General features: G+C 68.4%; 18 protein-coding genes. 2 read left to right on the forward strand and 16 right to left on the reverse strand.

What is annotated here, in order from left to right; genetic code table 11:
* Window positions 1–3: 3 nt before the first annotated feature.
* A complete protein-coding gene (locus tag ACIA58_RS39400; RefSeq protein ID WP_396408974.1) occupies window positions 4–786 on the reverse strand; it encodes an electron transfer flavoprotein subunit beta/FixA family protein in 783 nt (260 codons plus the stop codon).
* Between the two features lie 119 nt (window positions 787–905).
* Here ACIA58_RS39400 and ACIA58_RS39405 point away from each other — a divergent pair, with 119 nt between their 5' ends.
* A complete protein-coding gene (locus ACIA58_RS39405; protein ID WP_396408975.1) occupies window positions 906–1,634 on the forward strand; it encodes a class I SAM-dependent methyltransferase in 729 nt (242 codons plus the stop codon).
* On the opposite strand, the gene ACIA58_RS39410 is transcribed toward ACIA58_RS39405, so the two are convergent.
* From ACIA58_RS39410 to ACIA58_RS39465, 12 genes are all read right to left on the reverse strand, one after another.
* The gene (locus ACIA58_RS39410; protein WP_396408976.1) at window positions 1,621–2,826 is read right to left on the reverse strand and encodes a hypothetical protein; all 1,206 of its coding nucleotides are present in this window, start codon (window positions 2,824–2,826) and stop codon (window positions 1,621–1,623) included. The two genes, ACIA58_RS39405 and ACIA58_RS39410, sit on opposite strands and share 14 nt — an antisense overlap.
* 1 nt (window position 2,827) lies before the next feature.
* The gene (locus ACIA58_RS39415) at window positions 2,828–3,751 is read right to left on the reverse strand and encodes an acyltransferase (protein WP_396408977.1); all 924 of its coding nucleotides are present in this window, start codon (window positions 3,749–3,751) and stop codon (window positions 2,828–2,830) included.
* 18 nt (window positions 3,752–3,769) lie between these two features.
* Window positions 3,770–4,723 carry a class I SAM-dependent methyltransferase gene (locus ACIA58_RS39420; protein ID WP_396408978.1) on the reverse strand — a complete coding sequence of 318 codons (954 nt, stop codon included), beginning with the start codon at window positions 4,721–4,723 and terminating at the stop codon, window positions 3,770–3,772.
* Entirely contained in the window at window positions 4,723–5,502 is a 780-nt protein-coding gene (locus tag ACIA58_RS39425) for an enoyl-CoA hydratase/isomerase family protein (protein ID WP_396408979.1), read from the reverse strand. The genes ACIA58_RS39420 and ACIA58_RS39425 overlap by 1 nt, the downstream gene beginning before the upstream one ends.
* 88 nt (window positions 5,503–5,590) lie before the next feature.
* Window positions 5,591–6,268 carry a 4-carboxy-4-hydroxy-2-oxoadipate aldolase/oxaloacetate decarboxylase gene (locus ACIA58_RS39430; protein WP_396408980.1) on the reverse strand — a complete coding sequence of 226 codons (678 nt, stop codon included), beginning with the start codon at window positions 6,266–6,268 and terminating at the stop codon, window positions 5,591–5,593.
* On the reverse strand, window positions 6,258–7,268 hold the full coding sequence (locus ACIA58_RS39435; RefSeq protein ID WP_396408981.1) for an amidohydrolase family protein: 1,011 nt from the start codon (window positions 7,266–7,268) through the stop codon (window positions 6,258–6,260). The genes ACIA58_RS39430 and ACIA58_RS39435 overlap by 11 nt, the downstream gene beginning before the upstream one ends.
* Entirely contained in the window at window positions 7,265–8,098 is an 834-nt protein-coding gene (locus ACIA58_RS39440; protein ID WP_396408982.1) for an ABC transporter permease, read from the reverse strand. Before ACIA58_RS39440 ends, ACIA58_RS39435 begins: the two co-directional genes overlap by 4 nt.
* On the reverse strand, window positions 8,085–8,897 hold the full coding sequence (locus ACIA58_RS39445; RefSeq protein WP_396408983.1) for an ABC transporter ATP-binding protein: 813 nt from the start codon (window positions 8,895–8,897) through the stop codon (window positions 8,085–8,087). Before ACIA58_RS39445 ends, ACIA58_RS39440 begins: the two co-directional genes overlap by 14 nt.
* On the reverse strand, window positions 8,894–9,715 hold the full coding sequence (locus ACIA58_RS39450) for a hypothetical protein (protein WP_396408984.1): 822 nt from the start codon (window positions 9,713–9,715) through the stop codon (window positions 8,894–8,896). The genes ACIA58_RS39445 and ACIA58_RS39450 overlap by 4 nt, the downstream gene beginning before the upstream one ends.
* On the reverse strand, window positions 9,712–10,554 hold the full coding sequence (locus ACIA58_RS39455; protein ID WP_396408985.1) for an amidohydrolase family protein: 843 nt from the start codon (window positions 10,552–10,554) through the stop codon (window positions 9,712–9,714). Before ACIA58_RS39455 ends, ACIA58_RS39450 begins: the two co-directional genes overlap by 4 nt.
* Window positions 10,554–11,498: an ABC transporter substrate-binding protein gene (locus ACIA58_RS39460; RefSeq protein WP_396408986.1), complete on the reverse strand. Its 945-nt coding sequence runs from the start codon at window positions 11,496–11,498 to the stop codon at window positions 10,554–10,556. Before ACIA58_RS39460 ends, ACIA58_RS39455 begins: the two co-directional genes overlap by 1 nt.
* On the reverse strand, window positions 11,495–12,520 hold the full coding sequence (locus ACIA58_RS39465) for an ABC transporter substrate-binding protein (protein WP_396408987.1): 1,026 nt from the start codon (window positions 12,518–12,520) through the stop codon (window positions 11,495–11,497). The genes ACIA58_RS39460 and ACIA58_RS39465 overlap by 4 nt, the downstream gene beginning before the upstream one ends.
* Before the next feature lie 118 nt (window positions 12,521–12,638).
* Between ACIA58_RS39465 and ACIA58_RS39470 the strand changes: the two genes are divergently transcribed.
* A complete protein-coding gene (locus ACIA58_RS39470) occupies window positions 12,639–13,376 on the forward strand; it encodes a GntR family transcriptional regulator (RefSeq protein WP_396408988.1) in 738 nt (245 codons plus the stop codon).
* Window positions 13,377–13,417: 41 nt separating this feature from the next.
* Here the strand turns inward: ACIA58_RS39470 and ACIA58_RS39475 are convergent, their stop codons facing one another.
* The 3 genes from ACIA58_RS39475 to ACIA58_RS39485 form a co-directional block, all read right to left on the reverse strand.
* Window positions 13,418–14,461 (reverse strand): Gfo/Idh/MocA family protein, encoded by a 1,044-nt coding sequence (locus ACIA58_RS39475; RefSeq protein ID WP_396408989.1) that lies wholly within the window; start codon window positions 14,459–14,461, stop codon window positions 13,418–13,420.
* Entirely contained in the window at window positions 14,458–15,483 is a 1,026-nt protein-coding gene (locus ACIA58_RS39480; protein ID WP_396408990.1) for a Gfo/Idh/MocA family protein, read from the reverse strand. The genes ACIA58_RS39475 and ACIA58_RS39480 overlap by 4 nt, the downstream gene beginning before the upstream one ends.
* Window positions 15,484–15,664: 181 nt before the next feature.
* Window positions 15,665–16,861 carry an RNA-guided endonuclease InsQ/TnpB family protein gene (locus tag ACIA58_RS39485; RefSeq protein ID WP_396408991.1) on the reverse strand — a complete coding sequence of 399 codons (1,197 nt, stop codon included), beginning with the start codon at window positions 16,859–16,861 and terminating at the stop codon, window positions 15,665–15,667.
* Window positions 16,862–16,985: the final 124 nt, after the last annotated feature.

Consider the following 16,985-nt stretch of genomic DNA (forward strand, 5'->3'; position numbering starts at 1 on the left):
CCCTCAGAGGAACTTGTTCGTGGACAGGAACTCGACCAACTCGGCCGCGCCGCTACCGTCTTCGTCGGTGACGATCGTGCCGGCGCTGCGCGGCGGACGAGCGGTCACCTCGACCACCTCGGTCCACGCGCTCGACCCGCCCACCTGCTCGGCCGTGAGCTCCAGATCGGCCAGCGACCAGGTCTCGACCGGCTTCTTCTTCGCGGCCATGATCCCCTTGAACGACGGGTAGCGCGGCTCGTTCGCCTGGTCGGACACGCTCAGCACCAGCGGCAACGTGCCCTCGATGGTCTCGCTCGCGGTGTCGCCGTCGCGGCGGATCCGAACGGTCTGCCCGTCGACGGTCACCTCCGAACCCAGCGTCACGGCCGGGAGCCCGAGCCGCTCCGACACCATCGCCGGCACCACACCCATGCCGCCGTCGGTCGAGCCCATGCCGAACACGACCAGGTCGGCCTCGAGCTTGGCCAGCGCCTTGGACAGGATCAGCGACGTGGCGACCGCGTCCGAACCGTGGATCGCGTCGTCGACCACGTGCACACCCGCGTCGGCGCCCATCTGCAGGCCCTTCTTCACCGCGTCCGCAGCCTGCTCCGGACCGACGGTGAGAATCGTCACCTCACCGTCGCCGGCCTCCTTCACCGTGAGCGCGGTCTCGACGGCGTACTCGTCCAACTCGGACAGCAACCCGTCGACACCGGCACGATCCACCGTGTTGTCCTCGGAGCGGAACCGGCGATCCGCCGTGGCATCCGGCACGAACTTCGCGCAGACGACGATCTTCATAGCGTGTGGGACCCCTTCTGGTTAACGGTCTCTCCCAAGCCTGCCACGGATGTTACCCGCGAGAAACATACGTCGCGTGCGAGTCCCATCACAGTCCCGGCGCGACTAGTCTGACTCAGGTGACCGAGACGTTACCGCTCACCGGCGAGAGGACCGCACCCGGGATCTGGCACGAGAACTACTGGTTCGCGCGCCACGACGCGGCCTATCGCTGGATCACGGCTCGACTGCCGATCGAACGGACCGGCCGGATCCTCGACGCCGGCTGCGGCGAGGGCTACGGCGCGGAGCTGCTCCGCCTGGCGGGCGCGGACTCCGTGACCGGTCTCGACTATGAACATACGACGTTGCGCCACGTCCGCCGGGTTTATCCACAGACCAATGTGGTTCGGGGCAATCTGGTGCAGACGCCGTTCGCGAACGGCACTTTCGGGTTCGTCACCTCGCTGCAGACGATCGAGCACCTCTGGGAGCAGCCGCGCTTCGTCGCCGAGTGCGCGCGCGTCCTGGCGCCGGGCGGGACCGTCGTGCTCAGTACGCCGAACCGCCTGACCTTCCCGAGCGGCAACTGGTACCACACCCGCGAACTGACGGCCGCCGAGTTCATCGAACTGCTCGAGCCGCACTTCGAGGTCACCCAGGCGCTCGGACTCCACCACGGCGAGCGGCTGACGTCCTGGGAGGCGCAGTACGGATCGTGTGTCGACGCCCAGCTCGCCGCCGACCACGACCGGTGGGACGACGGTCTGGCCGCGCTCGTGCGGAGTACGACGTACGAGGACTTCGAGATTCGCCCAGGTCAACTGGACGAATCTCTCGATCTCATCCTGGTGGCTACGGCCGGATGATGCGCTCGACGATCTTGCCGGCGATCAGGTAGACCAGCGCCGCGATCCCCCAGTTGACCAGGAGGGTGTTCTTCGCGGTCTCCAGCCGGAACAGGTCCTTGAACGGGCCGACCAGGTCGTGCCCGCGCTCGAGGATCCAGCGCACGATCTCGTTGCTCTGGTTGGTCTGGTCCAGCGCGGTGAACAGCGCGCCGAGCGCCAGTACGGCGGCCGCGAGCACCGCGATCAGCCAGATCAGCGAGGCGATCAGGTTGCGCAGCTTCCGGACACCGGAGCCGACCGAGGACAGCGCCTGCTTGCCCTTGCCGGACCCCGAGGATCCCGACGCGCCACCCCGGGCCGTCGGCGGTTTGTTGCCAGAGGCACCAGTCGGGCCGGACGTCTTGCCCGCGGCAGCCGCCGAGCCGGTCGCCGCACCTGCTGCGGTGGTCGGGGCCGCGGCCGGTTCCTTCGCGCCCGCGTCCTTGCCGGCGGCAGGCTGATCGGGTGCGGCAACCTCCGAGTCGGCCGCATCCGACGACGCCTCGGCCGCCGCCTTCTCCCGCGCACGCTGCTCCGCGACGATCTCCGCCGCGGTCTTCGGCCGCGCCGTCTTCGTCGCGGTCGCCGTACCCGCAGTACCCGCAGCCGTACCCGAGCCGCGCGACGTGCCCGCGGCCGCGTCGGCACCCGCGTCTGTCGCCGTACCGGCGTCCTTGTCCGGCGTCACGTCCGCCTTCGCGGCCGTCGCCTTGTCGTCCTGCGTACCCACGTCGTCCATCTCCTCAGCCGGGGTCCGTTCCTCGTCCGTGGCCACCGAGCCCACGCTGTCCGCCTTGCCGACCCTGTCGATCTGGTCGACCTTGCCGGCCTCCGCCTCGGTCGCTGCCGCCGGCGGTCTCCTACGCCGACTGACCGGGACCGGGCGCGGCGACAGCCGGCGGCGGGCACCCGCTACCGGGGCCGGCGCCGCCGTGCTGCCGTCTGTTGCCTGTGCTTCAGGGTTCATACGTCCGTTCACGCCCATGTCTGGTTCGTTTGTTTCAAGCACTGGTTCCAACGTAGCGCTACCCACCGCTGCCGGCTCGGCGACGATCGGCACCGGGTCGACGGCGCGTGTGCGCGCCTGGGTGATCGAGTCGTCGGCCGCAGCCTGGTCGAGCATCGACCGGGCAACCTGATCGGACGGACCGATCGCAGCCTGGTCAGCCACGCTACTTCTCCTCTCCGACGCTCAACCGGTCGTGGGCGTCCGACCGGACGTGGGGGCCATAGTGCCCGACTGGTGAGTAACTTGAGAACCCCTCGGGAGTCTCTTTTTCACCATCTGCTTCTACCTCATCACCACCCGCATCCCCCGCCCCGACGCTCCGAGAAGCCGCAGGCGACTTCTCGGGCCCGGCAGGAACAGCTTCCTCAGCCGTCCGCAGGGGCTCGGGCAGCGGCGCCGCGGTGGGAACGGCGCCGGCATGCAGCCGGGCGGTGGTCTTGTCGTTGGCTTCGCTCAGACCGGCCAGGTATTTGCGGCGGTCGGCGTTGCCGGTGTAGCGGGCGGTCCGGTCGGCGAGGACGACCGCGGGCAGGCCGGCGGCCACGGAGTACGCCGGGATGTTGCCTCGGGCAACGCTGTTCGCGCCGATGACCACGCCACGGCCGATGTCGGCGCCGCGGGTGACGGTCACCTTCGTGGCCAGCCAGCAGTCCGGGCCGATCCGGACCGGCGACTTCACCAGGCCCTGATCCTTGATCGGCAGGCCGAGGTCCTCGGTCTTGTGGTCGAAGTCGCAGATGTAGGTCCAGTCCGCGATCAGCGTCGAAGCGCCGATCTCCACGTCCAGGTAGCAGTTCACCGTCACGTCGCGCGCGAAAACGACCTTGTCGCCGATCCGCAGCGTGCCCTCGTGCGCGCGCAACCGGGTCTCGTCACCGAGATGCACCCACTTGCCGAGGATGATCCGGCCGTGCCCGCGCCGCGCCACGATCTCCAGATGCTTGCCCAGGAAAACGAAACCCTCGGTGATCACCTGCGGGTGGCGCAGCTTGAACCAGGCGAACCGCCAGTAGCGCTTCAGGTAGTACGGCGTCCACGCCCGGTGGCGCACCACCCAGCGCAGATTCGCCACGGACAGCAACCGCATCAACACACCCTACTGCTCCTACTGGACGGACGGCGCCAGACCAGTGATCGAGACGTTGTAGTAGAGCTCGTCCGGTACGACGCTCGACAGCACCTTGTCCACCTTCGACAGCTGCAGCCACGACTTGTACGCGAACATCCGCCATCCGAACCCGAGCTTCTGCTCCGGTACGGCGGCCTCGAACGTGCGGATCGGCCATCCGACCCATGCCGCCAGCAACTCCTCGGTGACGGTGCGGACCTGCGACGCACCCGCCCGCGACGCCATCCGCGCCAGCGTGTCCGGGTCGAACGTGTGCAGGTCGACGACAGCCTCCAGCGCAGCGGCCCGAGAGGACTCGTCCAGTTCGGACTGCGGACGCCGCCAGTGCGCCAGCGCCGGCAGCTTGGTGACGTTCGTCGTGGCCCACCAGGTGAACCTGGACAGGCGCCGCGCGACGAAGTCGCCGTACCGCGTGGGCTCGCCGCAGATCACGAACCGCCCGCCCGGCTTGAGCACCCGCAGCATCTCGCGGAACGCCAGCTCGACGTCCGGGATGTGGTGGATGACCGCGTGCCCGATGACGAGGTCGAACGTGTCGTCGTCGTACGGCAGCTTCTCCGCGTCCGCGACCTGGCCCTCGATCGCGAACCCGAGCGTCTGCGCGTTCTTCTTCGCCGCGTCGACCATGCCCGGCGAGAGGTCGGTGACGTGAGCCTCGTCGAGAACGCCGGCCAGCTTCAGGTTCAGCGTGAAGAAGCCCGTACCGGCGCCGATCTCGAGCGACTTCCCGTACGGCCAGCCGCGCGCGCCGGCCACCGCGGTGAAACGGTCCCGGGCGTAGTCGACGCAGCGTTCGTCGTACGAGATCGACCACTTCTCGTCGTAGGTCGACGCTTCCCAGTCGTGGTAGAGCACCTGGGCGAGCTTGTTGTCGTTCCAGGCCGCCTCGACATCTTCAGCAGACGCGGCGGGCTTCGAAGTAGCAGACATCACTTTCCCTTGAATTCAGCTTTGCCCGGACCGTTCTCGACGAACGACGTCATGCCGATCGTGCGGTCCTCGGTGGCGAACAGCGCGGCGAACTGCTGCCGCTCGATCTCCAGCCCGGTGGCCAGGTCGACGCCCAGCCCGGAGTCGATCGATTCCTTCGCGGCCCGTAGCGCCATCGCCGCGCCGCGGGAGAACTGCGAAGCCCACGCGACCGCTTCCTCGTAGACGGAGGCGGCCGGCACGACCTTGTCGACCAGACCGATCGCGAGCGACTCGGCGGCGTCGACGAAACGGCCGGAGTAGATCAGGTCCTTGGCCTTCGACGGGCCGACCAGACGGGACAGCCGCTGCGTGCCGCCGGCGCCCGGGATGATGCCGAGCAAAATCTCCGGCTGGCCGAGCTTGGCGTCCTCGGCGGCGATGCGGTAGTCGGCGCAGAGCGCCAGCTCGCAGCCGCCGCCGAGCGCGTACCCGGTGATCGCGGCAACGGTCGGCTTCGGGATCGCGGCGACCGCGGACAGCGACGACTGCAACGGACCGGAGCGCCTGGCCATGTCGGCGTACGACATGTCGGCCATCTCCTTGATGTCCGCACCGGCCGCGAACACCCGCTCGCCGCCGTAGATCACCACCGCGCGGACGGAGTCGTCCTCGGCGGCCGCCGTGGCGGCGGCCCGGATCTCCTCCTGGACCTGGACGTTCAGTGCGTTCATCTTCGGCCGATCCAGCCGGATCGTCCCGACCCCGTCACTCACGGTCAGATTGACGAACTCGCCCATACTCCAAGCTCCTTCGCTCCGGCACTACCCATGGGTCACATCCCCGGGAACCGTACCGGACACGAGCAAGTCGCAGGTACCCCGGGCGTCAGGAGTAGGTGACGCCCAAGCGTTCCAGGAGCGGCCGCAGGTTGCTGACGTCCAGGCTGAGCTCACCGGCCTGGAACCGGGCCCGGTTGGCGGCTTCCCGCTCCTCCCGCAGCCGAGCGGCCTCGACCACGGCAGCGACCTCAGCCGCCGGGATCACGGTCACACCGTCGTCGTCGGCAACCACCAGGTCGCCCGGGTTCACCAGAGCGCTCCCACAGGTGACCGGGACGTTCACCCAGCCGGGCGTCGCCTTGACCGTCCCAGCCGCACTGATCGCCCGGGACCACACCGGAAACGACATGTCCTGCAGCTCACGCCGATCGCGTACGCCGGCGTCGAGAACGACTCCTGCGATCTCCTGCGCACGGCACTGCGTCGCGAGCAATTCACCGAACATGCCGTGCGTCGACGGACTCAGCGTGGCGACGACCAGCACGTCACCCGGCTCGCACACCTCCACCGCCGCGTGCAGCATCAGGTTGTCGCCTGCGTGGTTCAGCGACGTCACCGCGGGACCGCACACCCGAGTCCCAGCCACGACTGGATGGATGTCGACCATCAGCCCACGACGCCGAGCCGCCTCGTGCAGCGTGGCAACGCCGTACTGCGAAGCCGCCTTGACGAGCTCGGGGTCCGGCCGGTCGATCCGGCGTACGACAGTGGGACTACTGGGCATGTGCCACTCCAAGGTGTGCTGCCGCGCGGGGGAACAGCCGCAGCGCGTTGCCGGACAGGATCTTCGTCAACTCGTCGTCACCCAGGCCGAGGCCCCGGACGTCGTCCAGGATGTCGTCGAAGAACCGGCCGGTCTCCGCGTCCCGCGTCTTCGCCGTGCCGAACATCTCGGAGCCGAACAGCACGTTGTCCGCGCCGATCTTGCGCACCAGCATCGCCAGCGAGTCGGCGTCGTACACGGCCGTGTCGAAGTACAGGTTGCGTACCGCGTCCTCGAACGGCGGCAGGGACTCGGCCACATGCAGCGCCCGGGTCCGGTTGAAGTGGAACGGCACTCCACCGCCCCCGTGCGGGACGATCAGCCGCAGTCCGGGAAAGTCAATGAAGACCGACGACGAGCACAGCTCCACCACCGCGGCGTAGTGTTGTGCGATGTAGTGCGATCCGTTCAGGTGCATGGCTGGGTTCCGGGTCGAGCTGGCGTGGACCATGCCCGGTACGTCGAGCTCGACCATCACCTCCCACAGCGGATACCACCACCGGTCCCCCAGCGACGGCGTGAACGGCTGCAACCCGCCGGCAATGTCCGGGTTGATCAAACAGCCGACGAACCCCAGATCGACAGTACGGCGGAGCTCGGCGATCACACCGTCCAGCGCAGCACCCGGGCTCTGCGGCAACTGCGCCACCGGGACGAACTGCCCCGGGTACAAATCGGCGACGCGAGCGATGAGGTCGTTGTTGATCTCGGTCCAGTGCCGGCTGATCGTCTCGTCGCCGACGTCGTGCCCCATCGCCGACGCCCGCGGCGAGAAGAACACCGCGTCGATGCCGCGCGCCTCCATCTGCTCCAGATGGCCGGCCAGCGAGGACCGGATCTGGTCGTCGGTGACGGTCAGCGAGCCCTTGACCGGCTTGTTCTGCAGCGCCATCTGACGGCCGCGGTAGGCATTCAGCGACGCCGGCGCGGTCGTGTAGTGGCCGTGGACATCGATGATCACCGCTCGGTCTCCTTCCACGGCGCGATCCGGGCCTCTGCCTGGCGGAGCCCTGCGGTCAGCGCCACGCCGAGCACCATCAGCACCAGTACCGGGACGAGCATCGAGGCGGTGTCGAACTGGTTGCCGTACTTCACGACCAGCGCACCCAGACCGGTGATCGCAGTGAAGAACTCCGCGACCACCATGCCGATGATCGCGCGTCCGACTCCGAGCCGCAGACCGGTCATCGTGTACGGCAGCGACGCGGGCAGGATCACCTTGGTGAACACCTGCCACTCGCTCGCCGCGAAGCCGGTGCCGACGTCGATCAGCGCAGCGGGTACGTTGCGCACCCCACTGGCGGTGTTGATCAGGACCGGGAAGATCGCGAGCAGCACGACCACGAACAGCTTCGCGCTGAAGCCCAGTCCGAACCACAGGATCACCAGCGGTACGACGGCCACCAGGGGCGTCGCGTAGAGCGCGTTGACGAGCCAGTCGGTCGCAACCTCGACGGTCTTGTACCGGCCGATCACCAGACCCAGGACAACCCCGAGTACGGCGGCAATCGCGAAGCCCAGGGCCAGCGTGCTCAGACTGCTCAGCAAGGCCTTCGGCAACTCACCGGTCTTGGTCATCTGCACCGCTGCCCGCACCACAGCAGTCGGGTACGACATGAACAGGGGGTTGATCTGCCGCCCGACCAGCTCCCACGCGCCCAGCACCACCAGGATGGAGACAAGCCGGATCAGCCGGTACTTGCGACGTGCCTTGCCCGCCTGGTCGACGGTCGGCTCCTCAGCGGTCACTGCCGCCGCGGCCGCCCGCGGATGTACTTCAGTCCTGGACACGGTCGCTCCCTGCGTTCGTAGAGGGATTCGTCGAGCGGATCAGCTGCCAGACCTGGCTGCGCAGCTCCTGGAACTCCGGCAGTCCGCGGAGCTCTGTCAGCTCGCCACGCGGCCGCTCGAACGGGACATCGATGATCTGTTTCACGCGGCCCGGGTTCGCCGCGAGCACGACCACCCGGTCGCTCAGGTAGAGCGCCTCGTCCAGGTCGTGCGTCACGAACAGCACGGTCTTGCGTGTCTCGGAGTGGACCCGCAGGAGCTCCTTCTGCAGCACCTCACGGGTCTGCGCGTCCAGCGCACTGAACGGCTCGTCCATCAGCAGTACGGCGGGGTCGATCGCCAGCGCACGGGCCAGACCGATGCGCTGCTGCATACCGCCCGACATCTGGTGCGGGTAGTGGTCGGCGAAGCCGCCCAGCCCGACCAGGTCGAGCAGTTCGCCTGCCCGTTCGCCGCGCTGCGCGCGCGTCAGCCCCTGCAGCTCGAGTCCGAACTCCACGTTGCGGCGTGCCGTCCGCCACGGCAGCAGATTGGCCTGCTGGAACACCAGCCCGCGGTCCCGGCCAGGTCCGGACACGGCGTTGCCATCGACAACGACCTGACCGGCGTCGGACTCCAGCAGGCCCTGGATGATCCGCAGTACGGTCGTCTTGCCGCAGCCGCTCTCACCGATCAGGCTGACGAACTCGCCCTCGGCGACTCCGAACGACAGGCCGCGCAGCACGGTGTGCGCCTTGCGGTTGGTCTGGAAGGTCTTGCTCAGTCCTTCGACGCGCAGCTTCTCCGGAGCGTCGATCATGATCCGGCTCCTCTCGGCGAGAACAGGTCGTCCACTGACAGGCGGGTGGGCACCAGCCCTTGTTCGTGGGCGTAGCGGGTGATGAGCTCGAGCGCCGGCCGGTTCGCCTCCAGGCCGATGGGCGTCATGTCGATCCCTTCGGCCGGTTCCTTGGCCTCGACGAACAGCTGGGTCAGGTCCTCCCGCTGCCCGGCGAGCTCCGCACGGATCACCACCATGTGGTTGATCGGGACGGCGCGCGTGCGGTCGTACCAGGCGCGCGCGGCCGCCTTCGCGTCCGGGATCAGCGGCCGCAGCCGCGGGTCGTCGGGCAGGTCGTTGCCCATGATCACGGCATCCAGATCGCCGGCGTGCAGCATCTCGACCAGCTTCGATCCGGCCGGAGCGCGCTCCACCCGCGGCGGGTCGACGTACTCGGCGAGATGCCCGTCCTCGATGCTGACCCACCGCACCTCGTCGAGCGGTACGCCGTACTCGTCGCCGAGGATGCCGCGCAGCCAGACGCCCGTGGTCTGGGCGTAGGTGCGGACGCCGACGCGTTTGCCCGCGAGGTCGTGGACGTCGAGCGGGTCGTCGGCCCGGCAGACGATGTGGTCGTGCTGGAACCGCGAACGCAGTACGACGGGCAGCAGGAGCAGCGGCTTGCCCTCCGCGCGGGCCTGCAGGTACGTGACGATCGCCATCTCGCAGACGTCGTACGCCTGGTCGCGGACCATCGCCGCGAACGCCTTGTGCACCGGGTTCACCTCGACGAAGTCGAAGACAGACCCCTCCTTCAGCGCGCGGACCTGCGGGTAGTCCGCCAGCACGGCTCTCACGAGATCACCGGGTAGAGAGTCGCCGCGGTGCCGTGGAAGATCTGCTCCTGCGCGGCGTCGGGCAGGAACGACAGGATGTCCCGGCTCCGCTTGTGCAGCGTCGGCAGGTCGTCCTCGGCCGCCGGGAAGTTCGAGCCCCACATCAGCCGCTCGGCGCCGAACTCGGTCAGCAGCTTGCGGAGGAACGTAGCCGGGTCGGCCGGCGCCTTGGTCGACGACACCAGCGTGCGCTCGGTCAGCTTGAGGTACACACCGTCGTACTGCGCCAGCTCGAACAGCGAACGAGCTGCGTCGTACGGCACTCCCCCACTGAGGTCGGGCCGCGCAGCGTGGTCCAGCAGCACCTTCACACCTGGGAAACGGTCCAGCAGCTCACGCAGCGCGGGGATGCCTTCGGACCGCATCTGCAGACACAACGAGAGGTTGTTCTCCTCGGCCCACGCCCAGGAGGCGTGCAGGCGTGGGTCGGACAGCCAGGAGGCCTGGCCGGGCATCGTGCTGCCGGTTGTGAACAGCCGGGCGCCCTGCAGACCCCGAGACATCCAGTGCGCCAGCTGGACGGGCGCATCGGAGGCCAGCATGTCCACGGAGAACACTCCGGCGAAGCGGTCCGGGTACTGCTCGACCGAGTCGGCCACGTAGCTGTTGTCGTGTCCGTAGGCGGTGGAGGCCTGCACCACGACGGCTCGGTCGATCCCGGCCTGGTCCATGGCGGCGAGCAGTTCCTTCGCGCCGACAGGTCGCTGCTGCGACCAGGCCGACTCCACGCCACCCAGCGGGTTGCGCGGGTAGCGGTCACGGTCGATCGCGATCACATGGCAGTGCGCGTCGATTGTCATCAGGATTCCTTCAACTCGGGGAAGAACCGGTCCAGGGGAACGTCCGGCGGGACGAGGCCCTGGCGGCGGGAGTAGTCGACAAGTGCGCCGATCGAGGCCCGGTTGGCGTCGAGCCCGTACGGGAGCGGGTCGCCGACGATCTCAGCCAGGCGTTGGTAGCGAAGATCCTCACGCGTGCTTGCGGCCGGACTGCCCAGCCTGTTCAGGTACCTCGATCGGCTGTCCCCGAACGCCTGCACGAGCGCACCGGCAAGCCACGGGTGGTCGGCCAGAAGCTGCTCACGGACCACGACGACGCCGTGGACCGGGTAGATGCCGGTCCGCCGGTACCAGTCCGCGCTGAGACTCTCCGCCTCGTCCAGCAGCTCGCGGTAGCCGGACACCAGCGTCACCTTGGGGTCGCCGATGCCCGCGCCGCGGGTGAACGCCGCGTCCAGCTCGCCCTGCTTGAACAGGTCGAGCAGCTTCGGCCCTGGCCGGTGCACGTTCGGCGGCAGCGTCAACGACTCCACATGCTCGTCGTCGTCGACGATCCACTCGATCTTCGCCGGGTCCACGCCGTACTCGTCCTCGAGCACGCCGCGGGTCCAGACCGCGCTCGTGACGGAGTACGCGCGCACTCCGACGCGCCGGCCCTGCAGATCGGCCGGCTGCGTGATCCCTGAGCCGTTGCGGATCACCAGCCCCTCGTGGTGGAAGCGCCGGCTCAGGAAGACCGGCAGGGCGACGTACGGCGCTCCGAGTGCCCGCGCGATCAGGTACGTCGTCGGCGCCAGCTCGCACACGTCGAACTCGACCGACCGGACCATCCGCCGGTACGCCGTGATCATCGACGCGAACTCGACCGGCCGGAGGCGGCAGCCGTTCACCAGGACGCGGCCGTCCAACAGGTCCTCGGTGTGTCCGTAGCGGCCGAGGGCAACCCGCAGTTCGAGCTCGCTCACAGCATCTTCACCGCGTCCGCTGCCAGCGACATGTCGGCGACCTGGTCGAACGGCAGCACCTTCTTCTGCACACCCTGGGACACGTTCAGCTCCTGCATGTACTGCAGCCGCGCCTCGTCGAGCGTCAGGTCGACCGCGTACGCACCGGGCTGCTGCGCGAAGTTCCACAGCGATCCGGCCTCCTTGGCGTCGCTGCTCGGCACCGCCTTCTGGTAAGCCTTCAGGTACGCGTCCTTGGACTCCGGCGAGGAGATGTAGCGGAACAGCTTCGCGTACGCCGCCAGCGTCTTCACCAGCACGTCACGGCGCTTCGAGATCGCCGTGTCCGACGTGTAGGCGCCCTGGTAGGTGTACTCCGGGAGCTCCTTCCACAGCTCGGCGACCGCGTGTACGCCGTACTTGTCCTGCTCGTCGTACACGTCGACCAGGGACGGACCGGCGTCGACCTTGCCGGCCGAGATCGCCTTGAACACGTCGGCGCTGGACCCGATGTTGACGAACTTCACCTGCTCGGGCTTGATGCCGTTCTTGCCGAGGTACGCGACCATGATCTGGTGCAGCAGCGCACCGACCGGACCGGTGCCGATCGTCTTGCCGACCAGGTCCTGCGCGGACTTGATGCTGTCGGACTTCGCGTAGACGGCGTGTGCCAGCAGGAGGCCGGAGCCGGACACCACCTTGAGCTTGGCGCCCTTCTCGATGGCCGGCAGCACCTGCCCGAAGCCGGAGAGCAGGGTGATGTCGTTGCTGCCGTTCAGCAGGCTGGCGATCAGTTTGGAGCCGTCGGAGACATTCTGGGTCTTGGCGGACAGGTCGACTGCGCCGAAGTAGTTCTGGGACTGCATCAGCTGTTGCAGCACGAGCGTGCTGTTCGAGCCGGTGTTGACGACCGTGACGGACTTGCCGTCACCGGCTGCGGCTGTGCCGCCGTTGGGGCCGCAACCGGTCAGACCGGCCACGGAGGCCAGCGCGCCCAGTTTCAGCACGGTCCGGCGGGAGGGAAGGGCGAGGAGCTCGGACATGGTCGTTCTCTCCGATGGTCTGGAAGAGCCGGGTGAGCCCGGGGCGAAGGGCTGTTGATCCGGGAGCCTAGAATTCTGTTGACAAAAATGTCAACATTTTCGTCTACACTTTCTTCCGGTGGTCGGAATCGATCACACTGGGTGCGGCGAACAGACGGGAGGGATCACCATCAGCGAGGAAAAGACCGGAGCCAGCACGGCAAGCATGGTCCGCAGCGGCATGGCCGGTCAGGAGTACGTGCGGGACGCGGTCCGCGAGGACATCGCGTCCGGCCGGCTGGCTCCCGGCCAGCGGCTGGTCGAGGCGGACCTGGCGGAGCAGTACGGCGTGGTGCGCAGCGGAGTACGCGCGGCCCTGCTGGACCTGTCGGCGGAGGGACTGGTCGAGCGGATCCCGCAGCGGGGTTCCCGGGTGCGGATGCTCTCACTGGAGGAGGCGATCGAGGTCACCGAGGCTCGGATGGTGCTGGAGTCGCTGTGCGCGGCGAAGGCCGCCGAGCGGATCTCCGACCAGAGCATCGTCGACCTGAGGGCGCTGGGCGACCAGATGGCGCGCGCGGTCGCCGAAGCGGACGACCTGGAGTACGCCGAGCTCGACGACGCACTGCACCGGCTGATCCGGGAGCTGAGCGGTCAGCGGACCGCGACGACGATCATCGAGCGGCTGCGGGTGCTGAACATCCGCCACCACTTCCGGATGACGCGGCTGCCCCGGCGTGCGCAGACCTCACTCGAGGCCCACCTGCAGATCATCACCGCGATCGCCGAGCGCGACCCGCAGGCGGCGAGCGCGGCGATGACCAAGCACCTCAGCGACGTGATCGACCACCTGAGCGCCGCAGCACACCGCGCTTGACCGGACCGGCCGCCCTGGCGAGCCAGGGCGGCCGGCAGGTGTCACAGGTCGACGGCCTGCCCCGATGCCGCGGAGCGGCGGGCGGCGTCGACGATGCGGAGGGTGCGGAGACCCACGCCACCGTCGGGCTGCGGCACTACGGCCGGCGCCTGGCCGGCGACAGCCGGGCCGGAGGTGTTGACCGCGTCCAGGAACGTGTCGAGCATCGACTCGTCCAGGTTGCCGCCGATTCCCAGGAAGACCTCGCCGGAGGCATCCGTGCCGCCGACGTGCGGCAGGAACGGCTCGATCTCCACGGAGCCGTTGGTGCCGGTCACCTGCAGCGAGACGCCGCCCCAGGTCGCACCGTTGTCCGGCACGCTCCAGGAGAAGTCGATAGTTGCCAGCAGCCCGTTGTCGTACTTGATCGTGACCAGACCGCCCGTCTCCACCTCCACCCCCTTGTCCTGGTGCAGGATCTTGTTGGAGGCGGCGTATACGTGGGTCGCGGACGCACCACCAGTCAGACCGTCGATCAGGTCCGCACAGTGCACGGTGTGGTCGACCATCGCGCCACCGCCGGCCAGCTTGGCGTCGGTGAACCACTGGCGCGCGGCGTACGGGATCTTGCCGTTGTTCGTCCCCAGGACGGCGAACACGTCGCCGAGCCGGCCGGCCTCGACGTTCGCCCGCAACTGCAGGTACGACGGCGCGAACCGGACCGGGTACGCGATCATCAGGATCACCCCGGCCGCCTCGCACGCAGCGAGCATCGCCTCGCCGTCGGCGACCTCTGTGGCGAGCGGCTTCTCGCACAGCACATGTGCACCGACAGCGGCGGCCCGCTCGACCAGTGCGCGGTGCCCGGCGTTCTCGGACGTCACGATGACGGCGTCGGGTCCCCACTCGAACAGCTCGTCGTACGTGTCGACGTACGGGATGCCGAACGCCTTGGCAAGCTCGGCGCCCCGCGGGCCGTCGTCCGGTGCGGACGCGCCGTCGGGGTCGGCGGACAGTACTTCGACGTCCGGCATCGCAGCCAGCAGATGCGCGTACGAACCGGCGTGAACGTGAGCAAACGAGGCCAGAGCAACCTTGAGGGTCATGCCACTGCTCCACTCGAGACGAAGGTCTTCATGTCGATCGGCTGGCCGGACTCCATTGACGCACGCGCCGCCTCGGCCAGATAGACAGCGGTCGCACCGTCGGACGCGAGCACCCGCGGGTCCGGTCCGCCGCGCAGCCCGACAGCCAGCTCACGCAGCTGCGTCAGGTAGGGGCTCTCCCCCAGCGTCGACGCCGGGATCAGCAGGTCGCCGCCGGCACCGCCGTTCTGCAGCTCCTCCTTGTAGCCGGTGTCGCCCTCGGACGTGAACTTCAGTACGCCGCTCGACCCCGCGACCTGGAACCCGGTCTGGAACGTCGTGCCCGTCGCGCCCCAGGTCGCCCGGCAGTGGCTGATCGCGCCGGACTCGTGCGTGAGGGTGACATGGGCCGCCACGTTGACCGGGCTGATGCCGTCGACGGTAGGCGGGTTCTGGACGGCGTACACGGTGGTGACGTCGCCGCACAGCCAGCGTGCCTGATCCAGGTCGTGCACCATCAGGTCCATGATCACGCCACCGGAGTGGGCCACTTCCCGGTACCAGCCGGCGCCGGCCGGCGAGGACGCCTGCCGGTAGAACCGCGCCACCGCGACCTCACCGATCCGCCCGGCGTGGATCGCGTCGTACGCCGCCTTGTACTCCGGGAAGAACCGGACCACGTGGGCCGGGTACAGCTTGACGCCGGCCGCCCGGGCCGCGTCGATCACCTCGTGCGAGTCGGCCGCCGTGAGCGTCAGCGGCTTCTCGCAGATCACGTTCTTGCCCGCCTCGACCGCGGCCAGCGTGATCTCCTTGTGGGTCGCCGACGGTGTGACGATGTCGACGAAATCCACCTTCGCGGCCAGCAGGCCGTCCAGCGACGGCACGACCTCCAGCCCGTACTGCTCGGCCAGCTCCTCGGCGCCTTCCAGCGAATGCACCAGGACCCGGGCCCCGAGGGCCTTCCACGCGGCCACGTGCACGTGGCTGATGTTGCCCGCGCCGATCAGACCTACGGTCAGACCGGCAAGCTCTTCCGACATGAGATCCCCTACAACCACAGGTGGGTGGGTAAATTAGTAACGGTCCTTGCGTATCACTGCGCACAGGCGTTCGCAACCACCGTCTCACGAACAGAAGTACCTCACTATCGAGAACTCACCCCGAACTGTGCAGAATGTGCCGTTGACGTCCTCCCCGTCGGCCGGACGGGGATTCCAACAACTACGCGGAGGCAGCGTGTTGAGGTTCACGCTTCGATGGGGCCCGGGGCGGCGTCCCTCGGCGTGCGCTGACGGCCCGTCCGGCCGCGATGTTGACTGCCGCGTTCACGTCCGCGTGCGCCTGGTGTCCGCAGGCTACGCACCGGAACGCCGCTTGGTTCTCGCGGTTCTCCGGCGCGCAATGCCCGCAAACGCCGCAGGTCTGCGAGGTGTACGCGGGATCGATCTTCTCCAGCCGTCCGGGCGCCTTGTGCTCGAGACGCCGCACCAATGCGCCCCAGCCGCTGGCCAGGATGCCGCGATTGAGCCCGGCCTTCGCGCGGCGCCGGTTGGGCAGATACCCGCCCGGTCGGTGCGGATCCTGCTTCCGATCGGGTCGCTTGGTCATCTGGGTGATGCGCAGATCTTCGACACGGATGAGGTCGAACCGGCGCGCCAGATCGGTACTGGTCTTCTCCACCCAGTCTTTGCGCCGGTCGGCTACACGGGCGTGCAGCTTGGCGATCGCAGCCTGGGTCCGCCGACGCCGGTTGGATCCGCGGGTGCAGCGAGCCAAGCGGCGTTGCAGGCATGCCAGCCGAGCGTGCTCGGCCTCCGTCAGACCAGGGCAGGTGAGCAACTCTCCAGTCGACAAGGCCGCCGACACCGTCACGCCCCGATCCACGCCGACGATGCTTCCCGCACCCGGTCCAGGGATCGACGGCGGGATGGCGGCGAACGCGATATGCCAGTGGCCCAACCGATCGCGGGTGATGCGGTACGACGTCGCTGCGGGTACGGACCGCGACAGCCGGAACCGGACCCAGCCGATCTTGGGAACCTTGACTGCAGCCACTCTCCGATTCAACTTCGCGACCCTCGACGCCTGGGACCCGACGATGCGGAACCCTTCGTGCCGTCCGGCTCTGCGCCACGTCGGCCGTTTGTGCGTCCCGGCGTGGAAGCTGCTGACCGCCCGATCGAAATCCCGCAGCGCCTGCTGCTGGACAGTCTGCGACCCGGCCCTCAGCCAGCCGAAGACAGCTCGTGCTTCGGTCAGCTGCCGGCACTGAGCGGCGAAGCCCGGAGTCCTCGGCCTGCCGGGAGACCATATCGACCACTGCTCAAGCGCCAAGTTCCACACGTACCGCGCATGCCCGCATTGCTGCAGCAACCCAGCCTGCTGCTCGGGCGTTGGGTACAGCCGGAACCTGGACATGCGACGAACCCAACCAGCCAGGACCGACAGTTCCCGGTTTTCGAAGGGAGGGAGTCGCGATTCTTCCCCGCCGCAGCCGCCAGGGCTCTCCGCGACGCCCTAGTTGACTGAAACGACCAGCTCC

It is taken from the genome of Kribbella sp. NPDC051586 (genome assembly GCF_044453965.1).
GTDB lineage: Bacteria > Actinomycetota > Actinomycetes > Propionibacteriales > Kribbellaceae > Kribbella.